The sequence below is a fragment of the Psychrobacillus sp. MER TA 171 genome (genome assembly GCF_023713305.1).
Taxonomy (GTDB): Bacteria; Bacillota; Bacilli; order Bacillales_A; family Planococcaceae; genus Psychrobacillus.
The window spans coordinates 1-19,485 of the sequence record NZ_JAMAWN010000019.1 but is presented as its reverse complement, the minus strand read 5'-3'; the positions used below and the strand labels follow the sequence as shown (position 1 = coordinate 19,485).

General features: G+C 38.9%; 18 protein-coding genes. 8 read left to right on the top strand and 10 right to left on the bottom strand.

What is annotated here, in order from left to right:
• Nucleotides 1-13: 13 nt before the first annotated feature.
• From M3627_RS15375 to M3627_RS15350, 6 genes are all read right to left on the bottom strand, one after another.
• Nucleotides 14-364, bottom strand: a complete 351-nt coding sequence (locus tag M3627_RS15375; protein WP_251556419.1) for a hypothetical protein — start codon at nucleotides 362-364, stop codon at nucleotides 14-16.
• Nucleotides 351-2,015, bottom strand: a complete 1,665-nt coding sequence (locus M3627_RS15370; protein WP_251556418.1) for an LXG domain-containing protein — start codon at nucleotides 2,013-2,015, stop codon at nucleotides 351-353. The genes M3627_RS15375 and M3627_RS15370 overlap by 14 nt, the downstream gene beginning before the upstream one ends.
• Nucleotides 2,016-2,200: 185 nt before the next feature.
• Nucleotides 2,201-5,362, bottom strand: coding sequence for a DEAD/DEAH box helicase (locus M3627_RS15365; protein WP_251556417.1), 3,162 nt, complete (start codon nucleotides 5,360-5,362; stop codon nucleotides 2,201-2,203).
• Between the two features lie 184 nt (nucleotides 5,363-5,546).
• Nucleotides 5,547-5,885, bottom strand: a complete 339-nt coding sequence (locus tag M3627_RS15360) for a DUF2185 domain-containing protein (RefSeq protein WP_169360074.1) — start codon at nucleotides 5,883-5,885, stop codon at nucleotides 5,547-5,549.
• Nucleotides 5,878-6,414: an ankyrin repeat domain-containing protein gene (locus tag M3627_RS15355; protein ID WP_251556416.1), complete on the bottom strand. Its 537-nt coding sequence runs from the start codon at nucleotides 6,412-6,414 to the stop codon at nucleotides 5,878-5,880. The genes M3627_RS15360 and M3627_RS15355 overlap by 8 nt, the downstream gene beginning before the upstream one ends.
• Before the next feature lie 7 nt (nucleotides 6,415-6,421).
• Nucleotides 6,422-7,939 carry a T7SS effector LXG polymorphic toxin gene (locus M3627_RS15350; RefSeq protein ID WP_251556415.1) on the bottom strand — a complete coding sequence of 506 codons (1,518 nt, stop codon included), beginning with the start codon at nucleotides 7,937-7,939 and terminating at the stop codon, nucleotides 6,422-6,424.
• Between the two features lie 518 nt (nucleotides 7,940-8,457).
• Here M3627_RS15350 and M3627_RS15345 point away from each other — a divergent pair.
• The 6 genes from M3627_RS15345 (at nucleotide 8,458) to M3627_RS15320 (ending at nucleotide 14,146) form a co-directional block, all read left to right on the top strand.
• Nucleotides 8,458-9,612 (top strand): ABC transporter substrate-binding protein, encoded by a 1,155-nt coding sequence (locus tag M3627_RS15345; protein ID WP_251556414.1) that lies wholly within the window; start codon nucleotides 8,458-8,460, stop codon nucleotides 9,610-9,612.
• Nucleotides 9,613-9,681: 69 nt separating this feature from the next.
• The gene (locus tag M3627_RS15340) at nucleotides 9,682-10,566 is read left to right on the top strand and encodes a branched-chain amino acid ABC transporter permease (RefSeq protein WP_169360078.1); all 885 of its coding nucleotides are present in this window, start codon (nucleotides 9,682-9,684) and stop codon (nucleotides 10,564-10,566) included.
• Between the two features lie 7 nt (nucleotides 10,567-10,573).
• On the top strand, nucleotides 10,574-11,554 hold the full coding sequence (locus M3627_RS15335; protein ID WP_251556413.1) for a branched-chain amino acid ABC transporter permease: 981 nt from the start codon (nucleotides 10,574-10,576) through the stop codon (nucleotides 11,552-11,554).
• Nucleotides 11,526-12,299 carry an ABC transporter ATP-binding protein gene (locus M3627_RS15330; RefSeq protein ID WP_251556410.1) on the top strand — a complete coding sequence of 258 codons (774 nt, stop codon included), beginning with the start codon at nucleotides 11,526-11,528 and terminating at the stop codon, nucleotides 12,297-12,299. The genes M3627_RS15335 and M3627_RS15330 overlap by 29 nt, the downstream gene beginning before the upstream one ends.
• Nucleotides 12,292-13,002 (top strand): ABC transporter ATP-binding protein, encoded by a 711-nt coding sequence (locus M3627_RS15325; protein WP_169360093.1) that lies wholly within the window; start codon nucleotides 12,292-12,294, stop codon nucleotides 13,000-13,002. Before M3627_RS15330 ends, M3627_RS15325 begins: the two co-directional genes overlap by 8 nt.
• Before the next feature lie 19 nt (nucleotides 13,003-13,021).
• Complete coding sequence (locus tag M3627_RS15320) at nucleotides 13,022-14,146, top strand: alpha-hydroxy-acid oxidizing protein (RefSeq protein ID WP_251556409.1); 1,125 nt, start codon at nucleotides 13,022-13,024, stop codon at nucleotides 14,144-14,146.
• Between the two features lie 250 nt (nucleotides 14,147-14,396).
• Here M3627_RS15320 and hpaB read toward each other — a convergent pair whose 3' ends face one another.
• Nucleotides 14,397-15,833, bottom strand: a complete 1,437-nt coding sequence (hpaB, locus tag M3627_RS15315; RefSeq protein WP_251556408.1) for a 4-hydroxyphenylacetate 3-monooxygenase, oxygenase component — start codon at nucleotides 15,831-15,833, stop codon at nucleotides 14,397-14,399.
• A gap of 190 nt (nucleotides 15,834-16,023) precedes the next feature.
• Here hpaB and M3627_RS15310 point away from each other — a divergent pair, with 190 nt between their 5' ends.
• Complete coding sequence (locus M3627_RS15310; RefSeq protein ID WP_169360083.1) at nucleotides 16,024-16,362, top strand: hypothetical protein; 339 nt, start codon at nucleotides 16,024-16,026, stop codon at nucleotides 16,360-16,362.
• A gap of 79 nt (nucleotides 16,363-16,441) precedes the next feature.
• Here M3627_RS15310 and M3627_RS15305 read toward each other — a convergent pair whose 3' ends face one another.
• Both M3627_RS15305 and M3627_RS15300 read right to left on the bottom strand, forming a co-directional pair.
• Nucleotides 16,442-17,068, bottom strand: a complete 627-nt coding sequence (locus M3627_RS15305; protein ID WP_169360084.1) for a hypothetical protein — start codon at nucleotides 17,066-17,068, stop codon at nucleotides 16,442-16,444.
• Between the two features lie 171 nt (nucleotides 17,069-17,239).
• A complete protein-coding gene (locus tag M3627_RS15300) occupies nucleotides 17,240-18,124 on the bottom strand; it encodes an SDR family oxidoreductase (protein ID WP_169360094.1) in 885 nt (294 codons plus the stop codon).
• Between the two features lie 165 nt (nucleotides 18,125-18,289).
• Between M3627_RS15300 and M3627_RS15295 the strand changes: the two genes are divergently transcribed.
• Nucleotides 18,290-18,469 (top strand): hypothetical protein, encoded by a 180-nt coding sequence (locus M3627_RS15295; RefSeq protein ID WP_240949733.1) that lies wholly within the window; start codon nucleotides 18,290-18,292, stop codon nucleotides 18,467-18,469.
• Nucleotides 18,470-18,529: 60 nt separating this feature from the next.
• On the opposite strand, the gene M3627_RS15290 is transcribed toward M3627_RS15295, so the two are convergent.
• Entirely contained in the window at nucleotides 18,530-19,348 is an 819-nt protein-coding gene (locus M3627_RS15290) for an SDR family NAD(P)-dependent oxidoreductase (RefSeq protein ID WP_251556407.1), read from the bottom strand.
• Nucleotides 19,349-19,485: the final 137 nt, after the last annotated feature.

The window sequence follows — 19,485 nt, the reverse complement described above, 5'->3', positions numbered from 1 at the left end:
AATCTCTTATCCCTTATTTCCACCCATAAAACTCTAAAAATTTATCCGGAATTCTTAATTCTAGCTGTTGCTCCAATTCCTTTAAGAAGATATTCATATCTGCTTCATCAAACCATTTCTGACTGTTTTCTAAACTCACATTAGATTTCCCGTAGTTAATAGCACATCCAAAGTTGCCTCTATCATAACCTAAAGTAATAATGAAGTATTTGTATGCTTGAAAATCAATCGAGAACGTTTGGTGAGGTGTATCCATTAGATTGTAAATCGAGAAATTATCTACTCGATCACCAAAGTATTCTCTCATTGCTTTCGTCAAACCCTTTGCTTTATCCTTTGATGTAGTTAAACTATCTTTCTGCATACCACATACCCCCTTCTTCAATTAGATCCGTAAATCCATGTTCCTTTTTTAAATACTCCCACTCCTGATTAAGAAAACTTCCTACGCGTTCATTTGGGTTATGTGAGAATTGAATTTTCTTTCCACTTGAAACAGCGTCATTAAGGGCAGGTACATTAAAGTAATCAAACATTTCTTGATCTGACAAACCATATTTACTTTGGACTTTATCCCAATCATCACCCATACTAAAATAAGTAGAATTATTACCCGCTCTTGCGATGTAAGAGTCAGATCCTCCTGTATACCTCCCAAGTGTCATAGAATCGGCATCCACATTATGAACAGAGCGAGACCGTATATTTTGGAATTCTTCTATAGGTATTTTATTCCCTACTCTACCATCCACTACCTTAATACCTCTGGCCTCGAGTACATCATCAATTTTATTTGCTGGTACATCATCTGCATGTCCAAATAATTTCCCTAATTTACCTAGCTTTGTAACCTTGCCGAATGGGATGAATCCCGCAGCTGCTAACCCTCTGTCGGCTACCGATGAATCAGGCCCAAAAAGAGTGTTGACGTCGTCTAGAATAAGAAAGTCTAATATAGCCTGATTAATTTTTCGATTTTCCTCTTCCTGCGCTTCAATTTGTTTATCAAACATTAACTCTATCTCTTCTCGAGTCAGTGAATTAAAATAAGCATTTAATTCCTCGGGCCCTAATTTATTCATCTCTTCAGGAGACAATATTTCCTCCTTCACTTCACCGACGATTTCATAATGAATAGTATCTTCACCCTTTAAACGATACTCTTTAATCACAAGACCATTTTCATATTCATGGTAGTTTAATAGCGAAAAATCACCAAATAGTTCTCGCTCTACTGTTCTTTCTAGCTTAACATTCATTAGATCAAAAGTTTCTGCAGATATCTCCGTTCCAATTAAATGTTCGTGCTCATTTTTTAATACACAGCTCAACTGTGGATATTTTTGAGTTTCAATTGCATCTGTCAGCTCACTATTTACAGTTAGTAAGTTCCAAACATTAACTTGGAAGTGCTTATCGGTTAATCCACTCTTCATTAGAGCCTCTATCTCAGCTACCCTTCTTTCCATAATCTTTATACCGTTTTCAATGGGCAACAAGGTGTTATGCTGCGTATAATCAAACTCATAGAGCTTATCTAGGGTATCATTTTTTTTATTTCTAGAAAGTATAATTCCATCCTGCACATCACTATCGTCAAGATGTGGAAGTGAAACAATATCAGCGACCTGGTCCATGATACCATTCGTTGCTTCTACTAAATTCTTTGTAAGAGTTGAGATATTTTGAAGACCTTCTTCCACTTCTCCATCCATATAGCTTTCGACCATATGCCCCTCAGTATTTGGTTCAAGTGAAAGTAATGCACTTTCTGCAGTCTCCAGCACACTTTTATATTCCTTTGAAAAAAGCTGGAAGAATTCAAGAAAGGGGAGATGGCATTCCTCATAAAAAGCCCTAATGGAATTTCCTCCGTGACCCTTTAGTATTTCATTCATACCAACTAACCCTTTAATACTGAGATGGATGGATTCTGTTTCCTTTTGAAGTCGCTCAAGCATACTGACATTATTTTTTAGCCCTACTTGTAATACATCCACATCTAATACTTTCATAAGCTCCCTCCCATTTCACATTTTAGTTGATATTATTGTATTCCATTTATTAGAAATAATGGAAATGGGAGAAGGGCCAATATGAAAAATAATTCTTATGGCGTAAAAATTAATTAAAATGCCATTACTTAAGACTCCTAAAATTTGTATATTTATGATGAGATTTATTTAATTATATTAATAAGTTACTCCCCCATCAAAACCTCTAAAATGTCTTCTTCATTCATTCCAGCTAATATATCTTGTCCGGAATGGATTACTTCTTCTATTAGATTTTGTTTTCTATGCTGGAGCTGTGTAATTTTTTCTTCAATGGTGCCTTTTGCTACCAATCGAATGACTTGGACCTCATTTGTTTGGCCCATGCGGTGAGCACGATCTGCTGCTTGCTGCTCCACTGCTGGATTCCACCAAAGGTCATATAATATCACGGTATCTGCTCCGGTGAGATTAAGCCCTGTTCCCCCTGCCTTCAATGACACGAGGAACAAGTCTCCCTCTCCGTTGTTAAATCGTTCGCATAGACTGACACGGTCCACTGGAGGGGTTTGTCCGTCTATATAAAAGTATGGTGCCCCCTGCTTAATGAGCTGTCTACGGATAATGGCTAGCATTTGAGTAAACTGAGAAAAGACAAGCACTCGTCTACCAGTCATTCGGCAATCCTCTAAAATCTCCATTAACTGCTCATATTTAGCGGAGCTCCCTTCATAGCCTTCTACAAAGAGGGCTGGGTGACAGCACAATTGTCGTAATCTAGTTAGCCCAGCGAGAAATTTAATGCGATTCTTCCGGAAGGTTTTTTTCTTTAAATGTTTTAGGGCATCATGCTTAAGCTCTGCTAGGTGTGCAGCATATAGTTTCTTTTGCTCGACCTGCAGTTCGGAATAGATGACCATTTCCGTTTTCTTAGGCAGCTCTTGTAGGACATCCGTTTTCATACGCCGCAATATAAATGGGCGAACTTGTTTCGCAATATGCTCTCTTCTCATCTCACTGAATTCTCTTCTGTTTGGCAATAGACCAGGAAATACAACATAGAAAATAGACCAAAGCTCGTCTAAAGAATTTTCTATCGGTGTTCCGGTAAGCGCAAATCGATGCTTGGCCTGTAGCATTTTCACTGCCCGAGCCGTCTTTGTCATTGGATTTTTAAAAGCCTGCGCCTCATCAAAAAATACAGTATGAAAGAAAAGATCTCTGTAACACTCTGTGTCCATTCGTAGGGAAGGATAGGAGGTGATGAGGACATCTGCCTCTACCCCAGCTTTCCATGCCGCATTTCTGTCTGTCTTACTGCCATCGATGATTTGTACATCTATATGTGGAGTAAACTTGCCTAGCTCGTTTTTCCAATTATAGAGGAGTGATGCAGGCGTAACGACCAATATGGGCTGTTTTCGAACACGAGATTCTGATAGCACCGATTCAATAAAGGCAATACTTTGAAGTGTCTTCCCTAGCCCCATATCGTCTGCGAGTATACCTCCAAAACCATATGATGCCATCAGTTTAAACCATCTGAAGCCCGCCTTTTGGTAGTCTCGTAATACATTTTCTAACCCTAATGGCACATCCTCTTCCAGGTTCTCCGGCTCATTTAGATTCTTAAGGAGCTTAGCAAATCTTTGTCCTGGCTCAAGCAGATCCCCTCGACTTAGTGTCTGTGCAATCTGCATTCCCTTTAAAATAGGAACCTGCATCCCGTCCCGAAAATGTTCACTGCTTACCTCCATGTCCTCCATGAATCTTGCAAGGTCTACAAATTCAGGTGTTTCAAGCGACACTAGATTCCCGTTTGGTATCCGATAAAATCTTCTTTTTTCCTCAATGGCTGTCATCAGCTGTTGAATTTCTTTTTCCTTTATACCGTCTAGCTCAAAGCGAAACTCTAGCCACTCGGTTCTTTCCTTCATCTCAATCCTTATCTTTGGACCTGTATATTCCTTCACTACCCGTAATTTCACAGCAGTAGAAGCGTATACCTGCACCCACTTTTCAACATTTGGCAATACATAATACAGGAAGTTATATTCTTCTTCCTCATCCATTAAGTAAAATCCCCCTGGTGTTTGGGTGAACCCGCAGTCCAACAAGAGCTTCATGATTTCGAGCTCCTTCTCTCTCTGACGCCGTATACCAGGAAAATGGGTGAATGACTCCTCTGTTTCCTCACAGGGATTGACTAGCAGATGGCCGTAATGGAACTCTAAGCCAGCAAGCAGGCGATTTTTTACCCTATCAAGAAACAGCTTCGCCTTTAGAGGAGTTTCTCCCATCCTTTTAGAGATAGGCTCCGCTATGTAGACCTGACCTAGCTTCATCAAGCCTGGTAGAACTGTTTTCATGAATTGGTCGATATTGTTCTCTAGAATGATTAGCTCATGCTTACCAGATTGGTCCAGCATGCTTTTTAGTTCTGCCAGTCTGCTTGTCTCCTCCGGCTGTAGCTTGTATAGCACCCCTTTAGAGAATGCGTAGCCATAGGATCTGTATACGGTCACCATATCGAGACCTTTTACGTTCAACTGATAGTCAGGCTTCTTCGCTTCATCAAATTCAAAACGTATCGGCAGCTCTTGACCAAGCTGAATACCTTCATAGTAAAAATCATCATGTAGAAACTTAACTCTCGGTGCTTTTATGAGTAAAGGGAGAAGTCTATCCCAATCGGTGGCCGACATAAGCAAAATATCGTCCTGTATTAATGCCTTACTATTTATGCGCTGACTTTTCATTAATATTTGAAGTACGTCATCTGTTTCTCTTGTAAAGCTATAGACCTCCGGTGCATACAAGTAGCCTGGCGAATATTCGAAAGGTCTCCTTCTTTCCATTTCATAAAGAAACTTTGCGACTTCCTTTATTTCTTGGAATGGTTCGGGACCAACAGCTAACTGTATACCGAATCCGTAAGCCCCTCCCTCCAAAGGAACTGTACAGCACGTGAACTCCATCTCTAATATCTTTCTTTCATCAAAATGTAGCTGCTTTCCTGTAGGGGGAGAGGTCTTTTTTTCAAATAGATTTAGCATTCTTTCTGCCAAATAACCATCCATTCGTTGCTTTTCATCGATTGAGATGAGAGCAGCCGCAATATGCTGACAATAGGTGGAAACAAAACCGACAGAGGGACATGTACAAGAGGCAACAATCTCTCCAACGGAGTCAGCTTTTATAGTGACAATGAAATCCTCTCCTGCCTTTACAGTAGCTTTTATCACCTTTTCATCTTTAGGGCTAGGATGAAGATGCACCTTATCCGCAAGAAAATAAGCCTTACCCTTTTTAAAAGCAGTAATGCCACATAGTTCTTTAATTTTCTTTTCGTTTATCGTACTATTCATCATCTAAAACCCTTTCTCTGTTTCTGTTTCTAGTTAGCTCTATTTTAGCATGATAGGAATGTTTGTGCGCCCTGTGCATTCTTTACGATCAACAGCATAGACAAAACAGGACGCCCATTGTTGGACGTCCTGTGCTTTTTCTATTTAAACGATCTCCATTCTCCAAAACTAGGAGCATCTAAGCCTACGCTAGAATCTGTTCAATTGACGTTATCTTATCTGCCACCAAATCATAAAAACCGATGTGTATGTTTTCTTCATATACCCAAAAAAGGTCAGTACCATAAGGAGCATCAAAAATTTCTAGCATCTGTGGTGCTAAAGAATAAATAGTTTCAGCATTCACAATGACAAAGTTATCCGGATTGTTTACATATTCATCATCGTCTAACTCCGAGAAAAGATTCCAGCCGTTTAACTGAGGTATAGAACTCGGTTCTCTAAAGCTATATCTGATTGGCACTCCATTCAAGACGTTTTTAGAAACCATAAAGCCGCCATATGCATCATTTTTATTATCCATGCTCATACTCCTTTACTATTTCCAAAAATTCATTTCTCCAAGGAAACTCTTTTGCGTAGTCTATTATTGATTTATTAAAGGTATCCTTAATATTCACATCAGATCCCTTTTCCACTAAATAAGAATAAATCCCTTTCATATCCTCTGTAGTATTTTTATTGACTGTTATCGCATACTTTAAGGGTATCGAATGGAACTTATCTAAACCGTTTACTTCTACACCATTTTCCACTAGCAGTCTCACAACTTGTTCCATATATTCTTGTGGGCCTTTCATAACGTTAAAAAAGAAAGTATGTAGAGCATTCCTTTTATATAGAGAATCTGTAAAAGAAATATCTACACTATTTTCTAATAGATACTGAATAATCTCCAGCTTATCATTGGGTTTCTCATAATTAAGCATTGCGGTAGACAATAAATTTAACTTGCTATGTGGATTTATCTGATTTACTTCTCCATTATAGAAACTTTTAAAATCCTCAAAGGTTCCTTTTAGTACTGCATCAAACACATTTGTTATTTTCATATCGTTATCATTTCCCTTCGAATTTACGACTCCTATTTGCTCCAGGACTCTCTATCCTAAAGTTTTCGGGATTAAATTGGAACTCTTTCAACTTGTCTAAAGTTATTTCACGATTTCTATATTTTTCAAACATAGGATGATACTCATAACCTTGGCGATGTCCAAAGTCTACTGCACCTCTTCTTGGTTGACCAGGCTTCCAGTCAAGGACCTCCATTGTATTTGGATCACGTAAAACGCCATCAGGTCCAACATTGTCGTCATATACCTTCCGTTCAAATTCTAATTTTTTGTCACCTGATAATTGTGGTCTTCCACGTGGTTTTCCATTTTTTATATATGGTCCATTTTCTATAGGAGGTAACTCATCTACAATTTTAGAAGCATCTCTAACCTTATCTGCTGCCTTTGAAGCATCAGCAGCGTTGTCTATAGCTTTGACTGCTGCCGAACCGCCTTTTACAAGTTTTCCAACAGGAATAGGGATAACAGAGGCGGCAGCTATTCCTTTATCTAAAAGAGATGCATTTGGATCTGTTAATGTTCTGATATCATCCATAATCAGAAAATCAGCAGCCATTTCAAAACCGTTTTTATCCTCTGGCTCCTGTGCTTCCTCTATCTTGGATACTATTTCATATTGAATTTGATCGGAATCGATTTCTTGAAACTCTTTTACGATAAGTCCATTGTCATAAGCATGATACCTGACAAACAACATAGTTTCATCCAGTTCCCCTTCAACTGATTTAATTCTACCATTTTCCATAATGCTCAGTATCTCCGGATCAATCTCTGTCCCTATTAATTCGTCTACGTTGTCTCCTGAAGTACAAGTAATCATTGGATATGTCTTCGAATCTACTATATCTTTTAATTCACTGTTCAACGTTAATGCTTTCCATTCGTTCGTCTCAAATCTAATATCCGTACGTCCGGACAAAAATAATGATTCAATCTTAGAAATCCATTGATTCATCAAATCAATACCATCCTCTATAGAGGATAAAGCATTTTTTTGAGAGGTATCAAATTCCTGAAGCTTGTCTATCGTTTCATCTTTATTTTTTCTTGCATTGCTTACTCCTTCTTGCACCAAACTATCATCTAAGTGAGGAAGGGGTACAATATCGCTAACTTGGTTCATAATATCATTTGATTGGTTAGTTAAGGCACTAGTGAGTTGAGAGATACTCGTAAGCCCTGTATCTATTTCGCCCTCCAAATAGGATTCCGCTATATAACCCTCTGTGCTTGACTCCAGTGATTCTAAAGCATTATTTATATTCACTAAGGTTTCTGAAAAATGTTGAGAAAACAATTGAAAGGTTTGATGAAGAGGGAGATGACACTCTTCATAAAAGGACTTAATCGCTGTACCTCCTTTTCCTTTTAGTACTTCGTCCATAGCTATTAATGCCTCGATCGATTGCTGTATAGCAGTCATTTCAGTTCTTAATCTCTCCTGTTGATTCCCAATTCGCTGAAGTCCATTTTCTAATAAGTCTACATCTAATATTTTCATTGTATGCTTTTCCTTTTAGCTCTTCTAACGACCTTACAACTATCCCCTGTTTGCTTGCCTCTGCACATAAAACTCCTCCTTTTAAAAATTTATATTAGTTATAATATTCCATTTTTGTATATAGAGGTAAAGTCAGAACTCTATTATAAACAACAAATAATTCCAAAGTAATTGAACTTTAAATTTTATTGTGATAAAAGGCTCACGAAGAAGTTGATCTTTGTGAATAAAAGCGTTTGGGCCAATCTTAATCTTTTGGACAGCAAAGTCAGAAGCAAACTTGAATTTATGTAAGATACACCCTACTAGTTTTATACGTAATAGCTTTATTTTTAAATAATTTAATCTTATTAATCTTTTCTTTGAAACCTCTATTTACATGACTAGTTCTATATTTCATATATCAATATATTATTATTTTATTATTTCAATTATTCAAAATATTAACTTTACATTATGGAGTTAATAGTTTTAATATAGATATATGTTTTATAAATCTTTTTTAGGGGGTTTGGGGTATGGGAAATGTTTTTAAAAAGTTATCTATTATTTTTACCGTTACGATGTTAGTTTTCCTGGCAGCTTGTGGAGCTGGGGAATCTACAAATGGAGAAAACAGTAAGGACGCTAATGGCACGATTTCAGCCAAAATAGGGGTTATTTCTTACATGACAGGTCCAGGCGCAGCTTATGGGGAAGCGATTACAAATGGATTAAAGCTAGCTTTAGAAGAAATTAATGAAAAGGGCGACGTAAAGATTGAGCTTGTTATCGAGGATTCTGTCGGAAAACAAGAGCAGGCATTATCAGTTGGCCAAAAATTAATGAGTCAGGATGACATTGTTGCCATTATAGGACCAACGTTAAGTACGGAAATGAACGTTGTTGGCCCTGAGGCTGATATTAATGGTATTCCAATTATGGGTACCTCCACTACAGCAGCTGGTATTCCTCAAATTGGGGATTATGTATTCCGTAACTCTATACCAGAATCGTTGGCTATACCCGCTGCACTAGAGAAGGCAGTAGACAAATACGGCGCTAAAAAAGTAGCCATTTTATATGGAAATGATGACTTATTCACTCAATCTGGATTCGATACGATGAAGGCTGAGGCTGAAAATATGGGACTAGAAATATTAACAATCGAGACATTCCAAAAAGGACAGTCTGACTATAATGCGCAGCTTACTAAGATTAAAGATCTTCAGCCAGATTTAATTTTGGCTTCTGCTCTCTACAATGAGGGGGCCGTAATTATGGATCAAGCGAGAAAAATGGGAATTGAAGTTCCTTTTGTAGGAGGAAATGGTTTCAACTCGCCTCAGGTAATTGAGATTGCTGGGGAAGCATCTAACGGATTAATCGTTGCGACTCCTTGGTTTGCTGATAAACCCGATGAAAAAGTGAAGGCTTTTGTAGAGAAGTATGAGGCAGCCTATGGTCACAAGCCAGATCAGTTTGCTGCACAGGCGTATGATGCTCTTTATATTTACGCAGAGGCACTAAAAAATGCTGGGGAAGCAGATCGTGATGCACTCCGCGATGCTCTAGCTGAAATAAAAGATTTAGAAGGTATTCTTGGGAAGATCTCTTTTGACGAAGAGGGCGATGTAATCATGGACCCTACTGTACTAATCATTCAGGATGGGCAATTTAAATTATTTGAGTAAGTAAATAAAATCTAATGATGATAGGTAAGGGTGAATAGCCCTTACCTTATTTTGAAAGGGTGAGCTTTCATGCTTTTAGAACAAATTATTAACGGTATAACACTCGGAAGCATTTATGCAATTGTTGCCCTTGGATTTACACTGGTCTTTGGTGTACTCGGCATTATTAACATGGCTCATGGAGAAATTTTCATGATAGGTGCTTTTATAGGGGTGTTGGTAACTAGCGTATTAGGATTACCACTTTGGGTAGCATTTCTTTCTGCAGTAATCGTTACCGCAATCTTGGGCTATTTGTTAGAAAAGATTGCACTTCGACCGCTTCGAGGGAAGCAGGGTGTTTCACATCTAGCCCCTTTAATCAGCACTATTGGGGTTTCCATTTTGTTGGAGAACCTTTCGCATCATTTGTTTGGAGCCGGTAATCATCCGTTTCGACATTCTTTTGCACAAATTCAAATCCAAGTTGGTTCCATCACTATTTATTTAGTACAGATTTTAATCTTTGCGATTTCTATTACCCTTATGATCGTACTTTCGTATTGGCTCTCTAAAACGAAAGCTGGAAAGGCACTGCGCGCTACTGCCGAAAACTTAGAGACTGCTAGTCTACTTGGTGTAAACACGAAACGTACTATTACAACAACTGTCATACTTGCCTCTGCCCTGGGTGGAATAGCAGGAATTCTAGTAGGTATGGCCTTTAACTCCGTTAATCCACAGATGGGCTTGTCCATGGGCTTAAAAGGCTTAGCCATTATCATATTAGGCGGTATGGGAAATGTAAAAGGTGCGATGGTTGGAGGATTACTCCTTGGTCTTTCTGAAACAATGATTGTTGCCTACGGAGATTCTGGGTATAGAGATGCCGTTGCCTTCGTTGCTATTATCTTTATCCTTCTCATACGTCCACAGGGTATTTTCGGCAAGAAAACTGCTGAGGTAGGAAGGTGATGATCATATGCTAGGAGAAATTTTAAACCCATACTATTTACAGATTATCTCTTTTATTCTTATCAATATTATCTTAGGGATAAGCATTTACATAACGCTTTCCTCCGGGCAATTATCTTTAGGAAATGCAGGTTTCATGGGTATCGGAGCCTATACTTCTGCACTCCTAACGATCAACTTTGAGGTCCCTCTTTATTTAAGTATTGTTTTGGGAGCAGTAGTTGCAGGAGCTTTCGGAATTTTAATTGGTATTCCTGCATTAAGATTGAGTGGAGTTTATCTAGCTATTGCAACACTCGGTTTTGGAGAAGTACTTCGAGTAATTTTTGTGAACTGGGACTCCGTGACCAAGGGCTCGATTGGCTTGTCTGGTATACCTCATCTTGGTAGAGAGCTGTTTCAATTTTTAAGAGATTTAGGATTTGATCCCGATATGCTTGGACTTAAAAACAATCAAGCTATTTATTTAATAGTAGTACTTGTTTTACTGATCATTACTATATTTATCGTTTGGTTTTTTATCAGGCAGAACAAGTCACGTGTTGGTAGAGCATACGCTGCCATTAAAATGGATGAAAAAGCGGCAGAAGCAATGGGTATTAATATCACTTATTACAAAGTATTGTCCTTTACACAAGGTGCAATTTTGGCTGGCTTTGCTGGTGCTCTTTACGCACATGTATTAGCTTATATCAGTCCTGCAGACTTTGCTTATCACCGTGCCATTGATATTTTAATCTTCTCCATTTTTGGTGGAAGCGAGGTTATATGGGGAGCAATATTCGGAGCAACCTTTATGACATTGCTTCCAGAGGCATTACGATTTATTAGTGAATATCGATATATGATTTACGGGATTATTCTAATTGTATTGATGGCTTTCCGCCCACAAGGAATTATAGATGTTCCCGTATTAAATTGGCTAAAACGAACATTTACATTTAAAAGGAGGGATTCCAATGGTATTAGAGTTAAAAAATATAACTAAAAACTTTGGTGGAATCTCAGCCTTAACGGACGTTTCATTCCAAATCAACGAAGGAGAAATTTTCGGATTAATCGGACCTAATGGGGCTGGTAAAACAACCATGTTCAATATAATAACTAATATGTTCGCCCCTACCTCTGGAGAAATCTTATTTCTAGGGAAAAATATTTCAGGTATGAAACCTCATAAAATCACAGATAAGGGAATCTGTCGTACGTTTCAAAACATCAGGTTGTTTTCTCAAATGTCCGTTTTGGAAAATGTATTGGTAGGTGCCCATTGTCGAAATAAATCCGGGGTTTTAAAAAGTGTACTTAGAACAAAGTCACAAAAACAAGAAGAGAAAGGGAATTATGAGGCGGCTTTGGAGCTGTTAGAGTTAGTGGGTCTCTCCCCATACGAAGAAACAATTGCAGAGAACTTAGCTTACGGTCAACAGCGAAGATTAGAAATAGCCCGTGCCCTGGCAAGTAATCCAAAGCTATTATTATTAGATGAGCCTGCAGCCGGTATGAATGAAACAGAAACAGAGAACCTATTTGAGTTGATAAAAAAAGTTCAAAAGCGTGGAGTTACTGTTTTACTGATTGAGCATGACATGCCTTTTGTGATGAAGCTTTGCGACCGAATTGCAGTTTTAAATTTTGGGAAGAAGCTTGCGGAAGGTACTCCTATTGAAATTCAAAATAATCAGGATGTAATAGAAGCTTACCTCGGATCAGAGGAGGATGAAGAAATTGCTTAAGGTAACAGGAATTGAAACATTTTATGGAAAAATACAAGCTCTTAAAAATGTAAACCTTGTCGTAGAGCAGGGTCAGGTTGTCACCCTCCTCGGTGCAAACGGTGCTGGGAAAACGACAACGATGAAAACAATTACTGGCCTACTAAAGCCTCAAAAAGGAACTGTTGAGTTTTTAGGTGAGAACATTACTGGCATGAGACCTGACCAGCTTGTCAGAAAAGGTATTGCCCTTGTCCCTGAGGGAAGGGCTATCCTTTCTAGCATGACCGTTCTAGAGAACCTGGAAATGGGAGCTTATCACAGGAATGATAAGGACATAAAAAAAGATTTGGAAAATGTTATGGAACAGTTCCCTATTTTAAAAGAACGGGAGGATCAGTTAGGCGGTACCTTATCCGGTGGGCAGCAGCAAATGCTTGCCATCGCAAGAGCACTGCTATCCAAACCGAAGTTGCTATTGCTAGATGAACCTTCTATGGGGCTAGCACCATTAATAGTTGCCGATATCTTTAAAATGATTCGTGAAATTAAAGCTAGCGGTACGACTGTATTGTTGGTGGAACAAAATGCAAAGCAGGCACTCAAGGTTGCGGATTATGGCTATGTCATGGAAACCGGAAAAATCATTATTAACGGAGAAGCAAATAGCTTACTAGAAGACCCAAGAGTTGTTGAGGCATATTTAGGTAAGAAAACGAGTTAGTATTTAAGGAGGAGCTTATATGACCCGTTCTATTTCACAGCTGGAGTTACCACATTCAATTTCTCTTTTAGAAGAATTGGCCTCTAAATCTATTGAAAAAGGACCGTTTACATACGTCCATAGTGGTGCTGGTAATGAAAGCACCCTTCGTGCCAATGAGGCAGCCTTTGAGGATTGGTGTATCGTCCCTCAATATTTAAATGATGTGAGCAGTCGAGACACCTCCACTACTTTGCTGGGAACTACCTTCCCTTCCTCTTTTGCACTAGCACCAATCGGGGTTCAAAGTATTTTCCATCCTGAAGGTGAACTGGCTTCCGCACGTGCTGCTGCAGCATGTGGAGTCCCTTTTATAGCTAGTACATTATCCTCTTATCCTTTAGAGGAAATTGCCGCTAATCTAGGAGACACCCCTCGCTGGTATCAGTTGTATTGGTCCAATGATGAGGAAATGGCGATAAGTATGGTTCGTCGCGCAGAAAAAGCAGGTTATTCTGCTATCGTCATTACGATTGACACCTCCCTTCTTGGAAATAGAGAGCGTGATTTGAACAATCGCTATTCTCCTTTAAAACTGGGAAAAGGGGCTGCTAACTACTTATACGACCCTGTCTTTCAAGGTCGATTTACTAGCCCCCCTTCCGCTGACGATCCGGAGGTCATTAAAAGTATTGTTGATATTATCTTTAATCCTTCATTAACCTGGGAAAATCTTAAAACCATTAAGGAGCATACGAAGCTTCCCATTTTACTGAAAGGCATCCTTCATGAGGAAGATGCAAGAAAAGCTTTACTCCACGGAGTCGATGGAATTATAGTCTCCAATCATGGAGGAAGGCAGCTGGATGGCTGTATTTCGTCATTAGAGGCACTCCCCTCCGTCGCGGAAGTTATTCAGGGGAATATTCCAGTGTTATTGGATAGTGGTATCAGACGGGGCTCTGATGTCATTAAAGCAAAGGCTCTTGGGGCAGATGTAGTTTTACTTGGCAGACCTTTTATCTATGGTTTGGCCACTGCCGGCGAGCAAGGAGTAGAGCACGTCCTACGTAACATGATTAATGATATTGATGTTACTTTAGCATTATCTGGTTGTGCATCGATGAACGAGGTTAATTCATCGCTTATTAGAAGAAAGAAATAAAGAGAAAAGGCAAGGATGCAGAAATAAGCATCCTTGCCTTGTCTCTTTATGTGATGAGTGAGTGGAACCGACCGATTATTTGTCTGGACCGACCGATTATTTGCGGCGACCGACCGATTATTTGTGCGAACCGACCGATTATTCTCGGCGACCGACCGATTTTCTCACTGGACCGACCGATTATGCACCATAACCGACCGATTCTCTATTTTTTCGGTATTACTACAAGTCTGTTTCTAGATTCATTCCCCTATCCCTTCAATATATCTTTAATACGTTGAACATAAGGCTCTTTATCATAGGCAAAGTAGAGCTGGCTTGCTACGCGGATTGGATCCCCAAAGAAAAACCGCTCATAAATAGTTTGTCTTGTTCCGAAGGGACTCATCGTAAGATCCCAAGCAAGGCGGAATAGCTTTACACGTTCTTCAGCTGGGGCTGCCTTTGCCTGCAAGTATTGGTCGAGGTCCTTTCTAATCGGTGAGTTAAAATCATTTTCTGTTGGAATGGTCATTAAACCACTAGCACCTAATAGCTGTACGATTTCCGCTAGTCTTGGGTAGACCTTCGGATAAACAGTGATAGCAGCATGCAATGTAGCTCTATCTGGCTCCATTAAACCAAATCGATTTATTTTCGCATCTATCTCTGATTTCATTAACAACGCTTTTAAAGATTCTAATGCTACAATTACCTCTGCCGCCTTTTCCTGAACATGCTGGTATTCTGCTATATTAATAGTTTTAATAATAGACTGGACAATTCCTAAGACAAATTCAGTTTTAATAACCTGTCTAGATATTACCTGGTGTAGGGTGAACGGTTGGAAGGAGCTACTAATCATAAAATCATTGGCCGTCATTGGGTCATCATAAATAAATACACGGTCCCACGGGACTACCGCATCATCAAAAACCACAATGGTATCCATTTCATCATATTTGGAGCTCAGCGGATAATTAAAGGAAGAATCTCCTCCAACTAATGACTCCCGACATATAAATTTTACGCCCTTCGTGTTACTTGGGATAGAGAAAAAATAGCCCTTCCCTTCATCTATAATTGGTCCCATGGAGTATACTAATATTTCATCCGTCATACCTCCTTGCGTTGCAAGCAGACGAGCACCCTTTATAATAATTCCTTCCTCATTTTCACCGATGACCTTAGCTGCAATTGGTTCTTTTTCATCTTCTAAATAGTAGAAAGTTCGATTTACCTGTGGCTCAATGAAACTGTGAGTTAAAGTTAAATCATTTTCTCGTACATATTCAAAGTAAGATTGGAGATACTGAGGAAAACAGCTATTTTTACCTTCCAGTAATTTTGCGGAAGACGCATAAGCCATTAAAGTTGTATTCATATAATCTGGACTTCTTCCCATTAGACCATTGGTCGCTCGAGCCCATTCCTGAACCATCATCCTTTTTTTCACTAAATCTTCTTTTGTTTTTGGTTCTAGAAAAGAAAGCCCAACAGAATCTCCAGTAGTTGGAGAAGGATAGGTTAATATATCTTTTAAATTTGGGTCATGCTGCATATCAAATAATGCTGCTTGGCTCTTCATGACCCCTTTGAAAGCGGGGTGTTCGGAGATCTTCCCCGTTACTCTTTTTCCGTCAACCCAAATTTCCGAGTTCAACTGATCTATCCGATCTATATATTGTTTTCCTGTAATAGCAGGCATAGGCACTCTCCTAAATGATGCTTCATAATAATTCTTATCAGCTTATACTATTACGATTTTTCTTGAAAGGTGACAGTTTGGGAAGAGCTATCATTTGACTTCATATATTCAGTATTTTAGGATAATTATTTAAGGGATAACTTTTATTCCAAAAATGCATCATATAAAAATTTATAAAGGAGCCTGCAAAGTGAAGAAATTATTAATAGCTATAGTAGGATCTGTTATAATAACGGGTTGTTCCAGTCCTCAAGAGGAAGAGGTAGTACCCGTTGAATTAATAGAAGAGTTACCAGAAGAAAATCAAGTCCTCAATGATTTACCCGAGTATCCTATTTTAAATAATATTATTGATTTGCAAGTATACTTAGCAAATATTGAAACTGATAACGAAGAAACTCGAGTTATCTTTTTTGAAGATAAAGATGGCAATAAAGTATATAAAAGTGTTTTCGTCAAAAACGAGAGTTACTTAAAAGTTATAGAGCTAGAGGATGGAGAAGGAATTCTTTACAATGAGGTCATATAAAAACAGCCCCTAGTCTGAATTAGGGACTGTTTTTTTGTGCACTATAATCCTGTAAGAGTCAAGATAGAGAAGAAGATGATTACTCCTCTTCTACCGTCTCTTTCTTCTCTTCTCCATCAACAAAATAGCTAATTGTATTTTCTGCTGGATCTACCTCGATAGGTTGGTCCACATCTACATCAATTCTTGTAGCTATTACTTCATCATCTTCTTTGGAGTATTTATAGGTTGCTAATGTTTTGTTTTGATCGTCACTTTCTTGAGTAACAAGTACTTCAGTACCGTTACTGAAAGTTAGTTTGTCTTCTAATATTTCTATTTTCAAGCTATTATCAACCGGTATATTTTGAGAGATAGCCCATTTTTCTTCGCCCTCATTGTACTTTCCAATAAGCAAACCTTGAGGCTCCTCTTTAGCTTGAGTATAAGGAATAACTACCTCGGGGATTGTATCCTCATCAAATTGGACGATTACAGCTTGTCCAAATTCTGGCTCCGTTAAGTCATTTTCCTCCCACCACTTACTTTGGTTAGATAATGCTAGCCATTCTTCATCCGTCACCTCGAGTGAAAATTCCTCATCTTCTACGACTTCTTCTTGCTTGTTTTCTTCAGTTTGGTCTTTTTCCTTCACTGTCGTCTCCTCATCAGAGCAGGCTGCAAGCAACAGAGTAAGAGCAGTGACACCTAAAATTCTCTTTTTCATAACAAATACCTCCTTTAAAACTGAATGCCCCTAAGACTATTACAAAATTCGACATTCATTTTATCTATATAACCTAAACACATGGATGATAAACTCAGTAAAGGAAAAATTAGTATTTCTATATACAAACTCAAAAGACCAAATCACAAGGACATGGTCTTAATAGAACTTTTAAGAAGAAGTGATTTGTCCGCCATTAACATGAAGGGTTTGACCAGTGACAAAACGTGAATCATCTGAGGCTAGATAAACAAAGGTAGGTGCTAGCTCGAAAGGTTGACCTTGTCGTTCCATCGGATTGCCTGCTTGTGTAACCTCATCTGCTGAAAAGCTAGCAGGGATCAACGGTGTCCATATTCTGCCTGGTGCAATTGCATTTACTCGAATACCTTGGCTTACTAGGTTATTTGCAAGGGCGCGAGTAAACCCTACATTTGCGGCTTTAGTAGCCGTATAATCCATTAAATGCTTATGTCCTTCATATGCAACGACTGAAGCAGTATTAATAATAGAGCTCCCGGGCTTAAGATGTGGTAAAGCTGCTCGCGTTGTGTAGAAATGGGAATAAATATTAACTTTAAACGTATCGTCAAATTGCTCATCTGTAATATCTAAAAGACTTAGCTGCTGGAATTGAATTCCTACATGATTACATAAAACATTTAACTGCCCAAAAGCTTGAACAGTTGCATCTACTATATACTTACAATGCTCCTTGTCTCGCAAATCTCCCGGCAACAGTAAACAACGTTGACCAAGTTCCTCTATTCTATTTTTTGTACGATAGGCATCTTCGTGCTCATCAAGATAAGCAATGGCGACGTCTGCTCCTTCCTTAGCAAAGGCTATAGCTGCAGCCGCTCCCATCCCACTGTCTCCTCCTGTTATTAAGACCGCCTTGCCAAGTAACTTACCCGTTCCAGTATAGTTAGGATTCTCTATAATTGGCCTTGGATGCATCAGACTTTCCAGACCAGGCTGCCTTAACTGACGCTGCTCCGGCACCGTAATTGGAACTTCCTGAAACTTTGTTATTTTGCCGTAGTTTGGATTCATAGGGTACTTTTGATTGTGCTCATGTTGTTCGGACAATAATATCTCCCTTCTTGTTTAATCTTCGAACTACTTTATGTGAACTTACCTGTATCGGTGATAATAATCTACGTGCTGTGCCTACTTTTCGATAAAAGAATAAATTATTAATTAAAAGGAGGAATGCAGTTGAACAATCATTTGTTAATACTTAACCAAGGGGCAGAAACACTACTCACAAATTACTCCGATGCAAAGGTAAATGTACAATATAACTCTAACTCCAAGCCCTTTGAACTACCCGAAATTGGAGCAAGACCCCCATTTTATTGCCATCCAAGCTTTGAAGCCTATTATCCGCTTCTTTAATAGCTATAAACCACAAAGCCCTTCTTCATGACGAGGAAGGGCTTCTTGAAGTCTTTAACATTATGATATTCGAGCTCTCCTTCCAACTTTGCAAACATAGTCCATTAGCTTACTATGTGCTAGTGGAAACAAAGAAAAAAAGATATCCATTGTTCGTCGCATTGGCATCGGACAAATAATAGGGTTATTGTGATGAACACCATTTATGGTAATCTTAGCTAGCTTTTCAGGAGTCATTAACTTTTGCTTTTTCATCTGTTGAATCATTTTATGCTTATCCATATTAATAGCTATAGCATTTGAAAAGATGGGTGTATCTACAAACGTGGGACAAAGTACACTTACTTTCACACCATGTTCTTTTGCCTCATAATGCAACGAGGTTGTAAGCCCAATTACCGCATGTTTCGTAGCGGCATATGCTGCTGTCAGAGGAGAGGGCCCCATTCCTGCTACCGAAGATGTATTTATGATATGACCAAAGCCTTGCTCTTTCATGATCTTGTAGCCTATCTGTGTCCCATGTATGACTCCCCACAGATTGACATTTACGATATGTTTCCAGTCCTCTATGGAAACATCATACAATTCACCATACATAGTAATTCCAGCGTTATTGAACAGATAATCCAGTCTACCATGTTCGTTAAAAGTATCCCGAACAAACTCTTCCATACTTACATGATCAGCTACATCCACATACTCATACCGCGCACAGCTCTGTTGTCGATTAAGCTCATCCTCCACAACTTTACCTTCTATCTTATTTACATCTGCTATTATGACAAATACCTGTTGAGTGATGAGTTCTTCACAAATTGCTTTACCAATTCCGGAAGCTCCACCAGTAACAATCGCAACTTTTCTTTTTGTATCCATAGATTCCCCCCTCGTATATTAGTAATAAGAGCTCTTTCCGATAGAATTTCCAGTTGATCCGGACAGCTGGAGGATCTGTTGGATTTCCTATAGGAAGTGGTCGCCTCTTGGCTCCCTCACCCTTTTTATGTTTTACC